The sequence below is a fragment of the Flexivirga sp. genome, from assembly GCF_035551235.1.
In the GTDB taxonomy this organism is placed as follows: Bacteria; Actinomycetota; Actinomycetes; order Actinomycetales; family Dermatophilaceae; genus Flexivirga.
The window spans coordinates 1-11,115 of the sequence record NZ_DASZNO010000011.1 but is presented as its reverse complement, the minus strand read 5'-3'; the positions used below and the strand labels follow the sequence as shown (position 1 = coordinate 11,115).

Annotated in this window: 15 protein-coding genes and 1 tRNA gene; 9 read left to right on the top strand and 7 right to left on the bottom strand. The window is 68.7% G+C overall.

What is annotated here, in order from left to right; all coding sequences use genetic code 11:
* Positions 1-60: 60 nt before the first annotated feature.
* Complete coding sequence (locus VG502_RS02270; RefSeq protein WP_325548289.1) at positions 61-513, bottom strand: GatB/YqeY domain-containing protein; 453 nt, start codon at positions 511-513, stop codon at positions 61-63.
* A gap of 34 nt (positions 514-547) precedes the next feature.
* Between VG502_RS02270 and VG502_RS02265 the strand changes: the two genes are divergently transcribed.
* From VG502_RS02265 to VG502_RS02235, 7 genes are all read left to right on the top strand, one after another.
* Positions 548-1,486 carry a metallophosphoesterase gene (locus tag VG502_RS02265; RefSeq protein ID WP_325548287.1) on the top strand — a complete coding sequence of 313 codons (939 nt, stop codon included), beginning with the start codon at positions 548-550 and terminating at the stop codon, positions 1,484-1,486.
* 134 nt (positions 1,487-1,620) lie between these two features.
* On the top strand, positions 1,621-2,358 hold the full coding sequence (locus tag VG502_RS02260; protein WP_325548285.1) for a fructosamine kinase family protein: 738 nt from the start codon (positions 1,621-1,623) through the stop codon (positions 2,356-2,358).
* A 143-nt stretch (positions 2,359-2,501) separates the two neighbouring features.
* Positions 2,502-2,575, top strand: a tRNA-Pro gene (locus VG502_RS02255).
* Positions 2,576-2,728: 153 nt separating this feature from the next.
* Positions 2,729-3,346 carry a DUF2231 domain-containing protein gene (locus VG502_RS02250; protein ID WP_325548283.1) on the top strand — a complete coding sequence of 206 codons (618 nt, stop codon included), beginning with the start codon at positions 2,729-2,731 and terminating at the stop codon, positions 3,344-3,346.
* Positions 3,347-3,739: 393 nt separating this feature from the next.
* The gene (locus VG502_RS02245) at positions 3,740-4,306 is read left to right on the top strand and encodes a spermine/spermidine synthase domain-containing protein (RefSeq protein WP_325548282.1); all 567 of its coding nucleotides are present in this window, start codon (positions 3,740-3,742) and stop codon (positions 4,304-4,306) included.
* A gap of 45 nt (positions 4,307-4,351) precedes the next feature.
* Positions 4,352-4,855 carry an OsmC family protein gene (locus tag VG502_RS02240; protein ID WP_325548280.1) on the top strand — a complete coding sequence of 168 codons (504 nt, stop codon included), beginning with the start codon at positions 4,352-4,354 and terminating at the stop codon, positions 4,853-4,855.
* A gap of 87 nt (positions 4,856-4,942) precedes the next feature.
* Complete coding sequence (locus VG502_RS02235) at positions 4,943-5,539, top strand: hemerythrin domain-containing protein (RefSeq protein WP_325548278.1); 597 nt, start codon at positions 4,943-4,945, stop codon at positions 5,537-5,539.
* 35 nt (positions 5,540-5,574) lie between these two features.
* On the opposite strand, the gene VG502_RS02230 is transcribed toward VG502_RS02235, so the two are convergent.
* Genes VG502_RS02230 through VG502_RS02220 form a run of 3 tightly spaced genes read right to left on the bottom strand, consistent with a single transcriptional unit; the run spans position 5,575 to position 7,508 of the window.
* On the bottom strand, positions 5,575-6,477 hold the full coding sequence (locus VG502_RS02230) for an NAD(P)H-hydrate dehydratase (protein WP_325548276.1): 903 nt from the start codon (positions 6,475-6,477) through the stop codon (positions 5,575-5,577).
* A complete protein-coding gene (locus VG502_RS02225; RefSeq protein ID WP_325548275.1) occupies positions 6,467-7,237 on the bottom strand; it encodes a histidine phosphatase family protein in 771 nt (256 codons plus the stop codon). The genes VG502_RS02230 and VG502_RS02225 overlap by 11 nt, the downstream gene beginning before the upstream one ends.
* A gap of 22 nt (positions 7,238-7,259) precedes the next feature.
* Positions 7,260-7,508, bottom strand: coding sequence for a hypothetical protein (locus tag VG502_RS02220; RefSeq protein ID WP_325548273.1), 249 nt, complete (start codon positions 7,506-7,508; stop codon positions 7,260-7,262).
* A 294-nt stretch (positions 7,509-7,802) separates the two neighbouring features.
* On the opposite strand from VG502_RS02220, the gene VG502_RS02215 reads away from it, so the two are divergent.
* Positions 7,803-7,958, top strand: a complete 156-nt coding sequence (locus VG502_RS02215; protein WP_325548272.1) for a DUF6131 family protein — start codon at positions 7,803-7,805, stop codon at positions 7,956-7,958.
* A 6-nt stretch (positions 7,959-7,964) separates the two neighbouring features.
* Here the strand turns inward: VG502_RS02215 and VG502_RS02210 are convergent, their stop codons facing one another.
* Entirely contained in the window at positions 7,965-9,248 is a 1,284-nt protein-coding gene (locus VG502_RS02210) for a threonine/serine exporter family protein (protein ID WP_325548270.1), read from the bottom strand.
* A gap of 143 nt (positions 9,249-9,391) precedes the next feature.
* Here VG502_RS02210 and VG502_RS02205 point away from each other — a divergent pair, with 143 nt between their 5' ends.
* Positions 9,392-9,844, top strand: coding sequence for a hypothetical protein (locus VG502_RS02205; RefSeq protein WP_325548268.1), 453 nt, complete (start codon positions 9,392-9,394; stop codon positions 9,842-9,844).
* Between the two features lie 10 nt (positions 9,845-9,854).
* Here the strand turns inward: VG502_RS02205 and VG502_RS02200 are convergent, their stop codons facing one another.
* A complete protein-coding gene (locus VG502_RS02200; protein ID WP_325548266.1) occupies positions 9,855-10,217 on the bottom strand; it encodes a DUF3040 domain-containing protein in 363 nt (120 codons plus the stop codon).
* A 159-nt stretch (positions 10,218-10,376) separates the two neighbouring features.
* Positions 10,377-11,115 (bottom strand): MFS transporter (locus tag VG502_RS02195; RefSeq protein ID WP_325548265.1); only part of this gene is annotated, 739 nt, incomplete at its 5' end.

The following is an 11,115-nucleotide window of genomic DNA, read 5'->3' as shown; positions in this document are numbered from 1 at the left end:
CCCCCGCCCATGTGGCGGGGGCCTTCTTTCGCGAGGCTGCGGAGGGCTAGCCTGCTCCGCTCAGCCCTGCAGCGCCTGCTTCACGGCGGCCGCGACGCGTCCGCCGTCCGCTCGGCCGGCGACCTTGGGCTGCACGGCCTTCATGACCTGACCCATGCCCGCCATACCCTGCGCACCGGTCTCGCTGATCGCGTCGGCGACGAGCGCGGACAGCTCGGCGTCGTCGAGCTGCTTGGGCAGGTACTCCTCCAGGATGGCCAGCTCGGCCCGCTCGGTCTCGGCGAGCTCGGTGCGACCGGCGCCGTCATACGCCTCGGCCGACTCGCGGCGCTTCTTGGCCTCCTTGGCGATGACCTGTTGCACCTCGTCGTCGGTGAGCTCCTTGGCCTCCTTGCCGGCGACCTCGGCGTTGGTGACCGCGGCCATCGCCGACCGCAGGGTGTTCGTGCGGACCTTGTCACGGGCGCGAAGGGCTGCGGTCATGTCCTCGCGGAGGCTCTGCTTGCTCGTCATACGGGCCAGTCTCCCACCGGCATAATTGGCAGCGATGCATGCACTCACCAAGACTTCAGCCGCCGTCGCCGGTGCGGGGCTCGGCACCCTCGGCTGGGCGTCACTCGTCGAGCGACACCTCTACACGTTGCGACGCTTCGAGGTGCCCGTGCTGGCGCCGGGGGCGCGCCCGCTGCGCGTGCTGCACCTCAGCGACCTGCACCTGGTGCCGCGACAGGAGCGTCGCATCCAGTGGGTGCGCGGCCTGGCCTCGCTCGAACCCGACTTCGTGATCAACACCGGCGACAACTGCTCCGACCTGCAGGCGGTGCCGTCGGTGCTGCGGGCGATGGGGCCGTTGCTGGAGTTCCCGGGTGCGTTCGTGCTCGGCTCGAACGACTACTACGCGCCTGCTCCGAAGAACCCGCTGAAGTATGTCGGGATCGGCGCCCCGCACAAGCGCGGCGAGGAGCTCGAGGTGCCGTCGCTGCCCGTGGCCGAACTCGTCGCCGGCTTCACTCGCGGTGGCTGGACCGACCTGGACAACGTCCGCACAAAACTCGAGATCAACGGAATGCCAGTCGAATTCGTCGGCGTCAACGACCCGCACATCGAGCTTGACGATTACGCCTCGGTGTCGGCGCCGGCTGCGACGGATGTCGTTGCGACCATCGGGGTGGCGCATGCGCCATACGCACGGGTGCTGGATGCGATGACTGCCGACGGAGCGCGCCTGGTGCTCGCCGGACACACGCACGGCGGCCAGGTGTGCGTGCCGATGTATGGCGCACTGACGACCAACTGCGATCTGGACAACGCTCGTGCCAAAGGGGTTTCGCGCTGGTGGCCGGGTGCGTCCGGTCACCGTGACGCCGAGGCTCCGGCCGACGCAGCGTGGTTGCACGTGTCCGCGGGGTTGGGGCACAACAAGTACAACCCGGTCCGCCTGGCATGCCGGCCGGAGGCGACCCTCCTGACCCTCGTCCCCCGATGAACCGCGGGTTGAGTAGGGCGAGGAACGAGCCCGTATCGAAACCGCGGCTCCGATGAACCGCGGGTTGAGTAGGGCGAGGAGAACCGCGGGTTGAGTAGGGCGAGGAACGAGCCCGTATCGAAACCGCGGCTCCGATGAGCTTCGTCAAGCACGCAGCCTCACCGCGGGCCGCCGAGTGGGAGGCAGCCGGGCTCGACTGGTTGCGCGTCGAAGGCGGTGCTCGGGTCGTTGATGTTGACTCGATCGACGCGGACAAGCTTGTCCTGCAACGACTTTCGTCGGTATCTCCTTCCGCATCCGACGCCGAGGACTTCGGTCGCGCCCTCGCAGCAACGCACGCCTCAGGAGCTTCCGCGTATGGCGTGGGGCCCGCCGGCTGGGACGGCGACGGCTTCCAGGGACCAGCGGACGACTTGTTGCCACTTCCGCTGCGCCCCTACGAGACGTGGGGCGCGATGTATGCCGACCTGCGCATCGCGCCGCTGCTGGAACAGGTTCCCTCCGTCAAGCCGTTCGCAGCATCCGTACTGCAACGCCTGCGGGATGGCGGGTTCGACGAATCCTGCACAGCCCCAGCCAGATTGCACGGCGATCTGTGGTCCGGGAACGTCATGTGGACCGCGCCCGGCGCAGTCCTGATCGACCCCGCAGCGCACGGCGGACACCCCGAGTCCGACCTCGCAGCGCTCGCCCTCTTCGGAGCTCCGCACCTGGAGAGGATCGTTGCGTCATACGACGAAGTGGCGCCGCTGGCCGACGGCTGGCGCGACCGCGTGCCACTCATGCAGCTGCACCTCGTGCTGTTGCACGCCGTGCTCTTCGGCGGCGGGTATGTCGGCCAGGCCGAGCGCATCCTGCGCCACTACCACTGACGCAGGGGACGGGCCGCCGCGTGGAGGAACGCGGCGGGTGGAGGCCCCGAGCTCACCCAGCCGACCCGATTGGGCGAAACACCAGGTCAGCTTGTATCGTTGCTTCTCGCCGCGCGTATCCATTGGGTACCCGCGGCATGCCACGGGGTGTGGCGCAGCTTGGTAGCGCGCTTCGTTCGGGACGAAGAGGCCGCAGGTTCAAATCCTGTCACCCCGACAAAATTTTCCGCCAGCTTGCTGGCGGTTTTTTTGTCGGACGACATGATGCCGGGAGCGCGTGCACGGTCCGACGAAGGAGGAGCGTCACGCGCGGTTCCTGCCACCCCGCCGCTCCAGGCTTGACCGCTGAGCAACTGGGTACTGGTCACGTATGTCTGCACCAGATCCCGAGAACACTCACAGCTCCCCAGCCGCCTTGCCGCCGATCGCCAAGATCGCGACCGCCATCGAGGACGCCGAGTGGCTCGACGCGCCGGCGAAGTTCACCGGTCCGATCGCGGACGCGGTCAGCGCCGGCTCGTTCGGCCGGTTGCTGCGCGGCGAGCCGCTGGGACACGCCGCCCACCCGATGCTCACCGATCTTCCGATCGGCTTCTGGACGTCCGCGGTCAGCCTCGATCTGTGCCATGGGCGACGCGCGCGCCAGGAGGTGATGACACTGCTCGCACTCGGCACCGCGAGCGCTGTCCCGACGGTGCTCACCGGTCTGGCGGAATGGCGGACGACGAAACCGCCGGAATCCCGCGTCGGCAGCGTGCATGCCGTGGCGAACGCGGTCGGCGCCGGCTGTTTCGTCGGTGCGTGGTGCGCGCACCGGTCGCAGCGCCGCGGCACCGCCCTGCTCCTCGAAGCCGCCGGCAGCGCGGCGACGAGCCTGGCGGGATTGCTCGGCGGCCACCTGGCAACCGTGCGCAAGATCGGCACGCGCGATCCCGCCTACGCGACGGATGGCATCGGGCCCGAGATCACCCGACCCGGTGGTCACTGACCTACCAGCGCCTTCGGGTCAGCCCGCCGACGCGGACGCCCGCTCATAATCCGAGGCCAGCCCAGCCCATGGCCGACTGGCGTCACGGTCGCTTGACCGAGGTGAACCCGTCGGCTCCTGAGATTCATCTGTCGACACGAATCACAACCCAGCGAGTGCCGTCCCTTGTACGCGGCGAGATACCTGTCCGACGGCTACCGTGGTTGCGCGGCGCCTGCCGCACCGATGGCAGTCACGAGGGAGTTCCGGTGAGCGCACGATTCGAGGAGCTTGCCTGGAGCGAGACACCACGCGGCACGATCAGCCTGCGTCGTCGGCTGGAGCCGACGCTCAAGGTGGACGTCTACGAGGTCAAGCTCGACGAGGAGTTCCTGATGTCGAGCCTGTTCACCGTTGCCGAGGTCGAACTCGCGCGACTCGGTCTGGCACCGACCGAGGGGCACCGAGCTGGACATCGTCGTCGGTGGGCTCGGCCTCGGCTACACCGCGCGTGCCGCGCTCGAGGACGACCGAGTGCGATCGATGATCGTCGTCGACGCGATGGCGGAGGTGATCGACTGGCACGAGCAGGGCTTGCTGCCGGAATCCCTTCCGTTCGTGCAGGATTCGCGCATCCGGCTCGTCTTGCACGACTTCTTCGCGATGGCCGCGTCCGCTGACGGCTTCGATCCCGACGCGGCCGGGCGCACGTTCGACGCCATACTCCTCGACATCGATCACACACCGCGCCACGTGCTCCATCCGGACCACGTCGCGTTCTACACCGCCGAGGGGTTGCGCGGGCTCAAGCGACACCTGAAGCCCGGCGGCGTCTTCGCCCTCTGGTCCGACGACCCGCCGGACGACGACTTCGGCGCGCTGCTGACGGAGGTCTTCGAGACGTCCGAAGCACACGTGGTCACCTTCGCCAATTTCCTGACCGGTGGCGAGTCGGCCAACACCGTGTATGTCGCTCACTGACCCGGTGGCTGTCGGCGAACAACCGCGCACGTCGACAATGGGCGCATGGATGCGAACGAGCTACGAGCCGCCCAAGCGCCACTCAAGGAGCGCTACAAGCAGTCCGGCGCCGAGGCACTGACACCGATCACCGCCACAGGCGAAGGCAGCGGACCGGCACCGACATTCACGGTGCAGCAGACCGGATCGATCACCCGGGCCGGGCTGCATCGCGCTGCCGGCGGCGACGGGTCCGATGCGTGCTCCGGTGACATGCTGCTGGAAGCGGTGCTCGCCTGTGCCGGGGTGACACTTCGCGCGGTGGCACTGGCGTCCGGGCTGGACCTGCGGTCGGTCGAGGGCCGGGCGAACGCCACCTTCGACGCGCGCGGCACCTTGGGAGTGGACCGCTCGGTCCCCGCCGGCATCCAGGGCCTGACGCTCGAATTCACCGCCGCCACCGACGCGACCGACGCACAACTCGAGCGGCTCGCCCGGATGACGGAGCGCTACTGCGTGGTGGGCCAGTCGCTGGCCGAGCCGCCGACGATCAGCGTGCATCGCGCGTAGGAAGCTGCGGTATGACGCCGGCGCGGCGTCATACCGGCGACCTCATGAGGCGTGGTTAGCCAGCAGCCACCAGGGTACGTTCGGGCCATGGACATCACCGAGATCATTCAGCAGCAGCACGACGAGCAGCGGCGCGGCTTCGCGATGCTCGAGGAGTGGCCACGCGACGACACCGACGGCCTTGCAGCCATGTGGCGGCGACTCGCGATCCTGCTGGAAAATCACGCCGAGGCCGAGGAGCGTTACTTCTACCCCGAGTTGCTCAAACTCGGCACCGGTGCCGCCGACGCCCCGGATGCGGAGGACGAGACCGACGACGCGTTGCACGACCACAACAACATCCGCAAGGCCATCCGGCGGGCCGACCGTGCCAAGACCGGGTCCGAGGAATGGTGGACCGCCGTCATCGACTGCAACGTCTACAACAGTCGGCACATGGGCGAGGAGGAGCGTCAGGATCTCGCCGACTTCCGGCAACAGGCCAGCCTGCAACTGCGACACGACATCGCGATCAAGTTCCTGCGCCTGGAGGCGATGCAGGCGGCCTCCGGAGTGAAGCCGACCGACAAGGACCCGAAGGAATACGTCAGCGACCACGAGCAGGACGGACCGGTTCCCGACGCGAAGAAGTCGCCCGGCCCGACCAGCCAGTCGAAGATGGCCGGCGACGCCGCGTCCGAATGACCCGCCGGGCCTGACCGCGCGCCGACGTCGCCGGCTCAGCCGCTGCGGCTGAAGTGCTCCAGCAGACCGGGGACGCGCGGGCCGATCTCCCGCGCCAGGAAGCCCACGGCGCCCACCCGCGTCGCGAGTTCATCGCCGGCGGCGCCGTGCAGCGAGCCACCCCACGCCGCCGCCTGGGTCGCGTCCGCGCCGCGGCTGAGCAGGCCCGCGACGACTCCGGCCTGCACGTCGCCGGAACCGGAGACGCCCAGGCCGGGACCGCCGCGTTCGATCAGCCAGGTCGCGCCCGATGGTGCCGCGACCACCTTGCCCTGACCACCGAGCAGCACGACCGCCTGCGTCTCGGCTGCCAGTCGCCGCGCTGCCTCGATTGCCTGCTCGCCGGTCGGCTCGTCAGACTTCTCGAGGGTCCGGGTCAGCTCCTGCGGGTTCACGGTGAGGACGGCTCGCCCGCCGAGGTGTTCCACACCGTCACGGTGGCGGGTGAGGTATGCCGAGGCGACCGCGTCGAGCACCACCGGGCAGTCCAGCAGCGGCAGCAGTTGTGCCATCAGATCCGCGGACGCCCGGGCATCGGAGAAGCCCGGGCCGAGCAGTATGGCGTCGGCGTCGGCCGCAAGCTCGTGCACCGCCTCCGCGGCCTCGGGGTCGATGTTGCCGTGGTCGTCGGTCGCCATCGGCACGACCAGCGCCTCCGGCACGGCGACGGCGAGCGCCGCCGCCACCGGGTCCGCCGTGGCGATCTGCAACTTGCCCGCACCGGCCCGCAGTGCGGCCTCGCCGGCGAGCAGCACGGCTCCCGGCGTGTGCGCGGTGCCGCCGATGACGAGCACGCGCCCGCGCGCCTCCTTGTCCTCGCCGGGTTCCGGAAGCGGCCAGTCCCGCAACACGTCGTCGGTGACCTTGATCGGCTCGGCGCCGAAGTGTTCAACGCGCATCGGCGGCCCGTTCGGTCTTGGACGGCTCGGTGGTGGTCTGCGCCGCGGACCGGTCGATGTGCGCGGCGTCGGCGAAGGCGACCAACCTCAGACCGTCACGATCAGCGCGGTAGCTCGTCATCGAGCAGTTCGGCAGCGCGGTCGAATCGGCGATCTCCATCAGCTCACGTTCGGTCAGCGACTCCACGACATACCGGAAACTCATGATCACGGCCTCGTGGCTGAACACCCAGACGCGTCGGCCGTCATACCCCTCTCGGAGGTCGGCGAGCAGCGAGCGGACCCGCAGCGCGACGTCGCACCAGCTCTCACCGGACGGCGGGACGTAGTAGAACTTGCCGACCCGCGACCGCCGCTTCGCCTCGTCGGCGAACTGGGCCTTGATGCCCGCCGCGGTCAGCCCGTCGAACAGGCCGAGGTCACGCTCACGCACCCGCTCGTCGACGACGACGGTCGTGTCGCCGCCCCACGCACGGAGGGCGTGCGCTGCCGTTTCCTCGGCACGTTTGTATGGCGAGGTGATGACCAGTTCGGGAAGGCTCGAACGGCCGAGCCCGGCCATCAGCCGGCCAACCGCCTCGGCCTGCTCCCGGCCGGTGTCCGACAACGGCACATCGGCATCGCGGACGTCCAGGTCCAGCCGTTCCGCTCCGGAGGTGCGCGCCTTGCGGTCGGCGACATTCCCGGTGCTCTCGCCATGACGCACCAGCACCAGCTCGCTCGGCCCTCGGTCCCCCAGTAGCAGCGCTCCTTGCGGCATACTCTCGTCCCTCCTCGGGCGGTCAACTCACCGTGTCGCTGTCGCCGTGCACGTCCCGCCCCGGCTCTGCTTCCTCGGTTGGGCCGGCGGACTCGTCGTTCTGTTCGTCGTCCCGTTCGTCGTGCTCGTCCCTGGGTTCGCTGACACCACCGCTCGCGACATCATTCGTCGCTCCGCCGCTGGCGTCCTCGGTGTGCGATGCGGGCCCGCCGTCCTGTTGGTCGACCTTGGCCCGGTAGGTGCCGCTCTCCTCGTCCTGGGATGCACTCATCTCCGGCTTCTCCTCTCGTTCGCGAGGTTGTTCGCGAGGTCGTCGCATGGATCCGACGCTTTGTGCGCATCGTCATCCGGGTCTACCCACTTGTCGGACACGCACGCATCGATGACTCCGATGACTCCGGCGGATGCGTCCCCGGCAACGTCGGCAGTCGGCTGGCATAGCTATCCGTCGAGCCGGAATCCCGTTGCGCTCAAACGGGTTTGCAGCCTGGGCCGCTGGGGTACCTGAGGATCCTGAGCCATCGCGGCACTGCCCGGATCGACCGGGTTCGCGAAGGAGACGAACATGATCATTCTTGGCATCATCCTCATCATCATCGGCCTCGTCGTCAGCGTGCCGGTCCTGTGGTGGATCGGCGTCATACTGCTTGTAGCCGGCGCGGCCCTCGCCATACTCGGGGCCACCGGACGAGCCATCGGTGGCCGCAAGCACTGGTACTGATCGCGTTCACTCGCCCGCCGGCCAGTCGACCGCATCGGTCGTGGCCGGCAGGGAACGGGCCGAATGGTCCGCCGCACGCGCGATGATCGAACCGATCAGCGTGCCGACCGCTATCGCCAGAAATGCCGAAAGCGCTGTCAGCAGAGAGCGACTGGTGCCGCTGCCGATCTCGACCTGCGACGCATTGAGCAGCCCGAACGAGCCCGGCGCGACGATCAGGAACGCCGGCACGTAGGTGATGCGCCATACCGGACCGCCCGGCAGCCAGGACACGATGATCGCGGCGATCATGGCGGCGAGCGCTGCCGCGAAGCCACCAACCTCCGGGTTGTAGATGCTCGTGAGCGGCACCTGGGTGCCGCCGGCCGCGCCCATCACGACGGCGATCGCCAGTGCGTGTTCGACCGGGGTGAAGAAGTGGATCATCAGGCCGACCACGCAGATCGCGATGCCCAGCACTGCTGCCCACCACGCCGGGTGCGTTGCGGTCCCGTTGCTCAATGAACTCAACGGTGTTCGGGTCAGCGCGGCGGCAGCGACCAGGCCGGAGACGAACAGCGCGATCTGCACTCCGCCCGACACCAGACGGGAGGTTCCGGCGGCCGCCGCACCCGACGCGATCTCGGTCAACCCGATGACGATGGCGCTGCCCGGCAGCAGGATCGCGATCGCCGCGACGACCAACCGCAGCGGTCCGTCCACCCAGCCCGCGTGGAAGGCGCCCAGGACGATGAGTGACGTGACGAACGCGGACGTGACCGGCAACAGTCTGGCCAGCGAGCGCCACCGCCGAGTCAGCATCGTCAGCCCTGCGACTGTCAGCGAACACGCAGCGACCACAAGCAGATTGGCCGTCCCGGGCTGCAGCAGCAGACACAGGCCGATGCCGATCGGTATGCCGCCCAGGTCGCCGACCCAGCGTGGCCAGCGCGGAGCGGTCTCGCGGATCTCCTGCAGTCGCCGAAGCGCTGCCGAGACCGTGAGGTCCCGTGCACGCAGCGACGAAATGACGACCAGCACCTCGGAGGTCTGGTCCAGTCGCACCGCCGAGTCGACCGGCGCGAAGCTGACGCTGTCCATCGGTTCCAGTCCGAGGAAGAGTCCGGTCGGCAACGCGGCAACGGTGATCTCGGGGCAGCCGATCACCGGGCTGAGTGCCCGCAGCTCGTCCTCGACGTCGCTCGAAGCGGCGCCGCCACCGAGCAACGCCGCACCCACCTCGAGCAGCAACCGCTTGCGCTCGTCCCCGCGACCCGGATCGTCCGGGGTCGGCTTGATCGTGACACCCACAGATCCGTTCCTCTCGACAGGCCGCGGCCACTATAGGGGCAGTGCAGCCGCGGCCTCGTTCCTGCAGCCGTGGCCAGCGCACGCAATTTCGGTGTGACTCTCCCGTTCCGGTGGCAGGCTTCCGCGCGTCGGAGGGAGTCGTCGTGACCGAATGGACCGTGCGGCGTTGGGCGCGTTACGGCCATGAGCGCCTGTATGCCGAGAGCACCGAAGGAACGCAGCTCGGCTACTTCGACGTGCGGACCGGGCGCTACCAATCGCAGGACTCCAGCGATTTACCGTTGCTGGAGAACGTGATTCGCGGTCACCTGGCTGCTGAAGCTGCTGTGCAGCAGTCACCGCGTCCGCCATACGACCTCAGCGGCAACCTGCCCGGCGCGGCGGCTCGGGAACGCGCCCTCGCAGCCCGTGGAGCGCAGGGGCGATTCGGCCACGGCTTCGCGCGGCTACTGGGCGCGAAGACCGACGAGCGGACCGTCGTACGACGCAAGCGCATCAGCCAGCACCTGGCAAGCCTGCCCACCCGGCTCACGGCGCGCGAGATCGCCACGCTGCACGAAGCAGCACGGTGGTCAACGACCTGGCGCAGGCGATAGCTCGCGGGAGTCAGGCCGACCGGTGTCTGCGGTGATGCCGCAGGGGTCGCGCCACGAGGCGGCAGAGCCCCCGTGCGACTCGTCCCGGGACGGCCAGCACGCGCCGGACGAGCAACCTCAGGTCGAGCCCGTCGACCCGGCCCAGGCACACGCCGGCGAGGAAGGCGCCGACGGCAACGCACGGCAGGGTCCAACCGGCCGGCCCGAAGAGCCCGAAGGCCACGGTCGCCGCCACAAGGCACAGAGCTGGGAGCAGCAATCTCCGGTGTGGCCGCCAGGTGCGATTCATGCGTGCGACGAATCCCGGGTCACTGCCCAGAAGTGATTCCTCGATCTGATGGATCTCACGCTCCTCGTGCGGTGTGAGAGCCATGTCGCGCCTCCTCAAACGATCAACATTTCCGGCCTACCCACTCCGCGACGGGTTGAACCTCTGCTCGGGCGCCGAGACTGGAGAGGTCGATGGATGCTGCTGCGAGACCTCGTGCTCGAAGCATTTGTCGGCCTCTCGGCGTTAGGGCGGCGCGCCGCCTCAGACCGTGGCCGCGTCCTTCTTGCTGCGCCCACTGATCACGAAGCCGACGGCGACGACCGCAGCGATGGCACAGGATCCGCCCATCACCAGCCAGCTCATCCGGTAACCGTGCTCGGTCGCCAGACCGTGGACCTTGGAAGCGTTCGCCGACAGGATCGCGCCCAGCACGGCGGAACCGACCGCCGGGCCGAGACTGATCGACAGTTCATAGATGCCCTCCCCCATCGACACCTCCCACTCGCGCAGGCCGCTGACGACCAGTGTCCGCGTGGAGCTCTCGATGAAACCCATTCCGCCGACGGCGACTGCGGTGAGTAAGACGACGATGCCCAGATTGTTGTGCCAGAGGGCCAGGCCCAGGTAGCCGACCGCGGCCATGACCGCGCCGATCATCATCACTGCCCGGAAGCCGATCTTGTTGCCCAGCCGGGCCGTCGACAGGACTCCGACGAACATCGCGAAGAACGTCGCCGCCAGCCACATGCTGATGCCGAATGGCGACAGGCTCAACCCGTAGCCGAGCACCTTCCTCGGTGCGGCCATGAACGTCGCGCCGACGACCTGGCCGCCGAGAACGGCCAGGTACGTGCAGAATCCGACGATGTAGATCGGCACGAAGTGCGGCTTGAAGAGCCACCGCAGATCGGCCAGCGGCTGGTCGATGCGCAACTCCACCACCGTCCAGGCGATCAGGATGACGACGCCGAGCAGCAGACTGCCGAGCACGCGCCCCGAC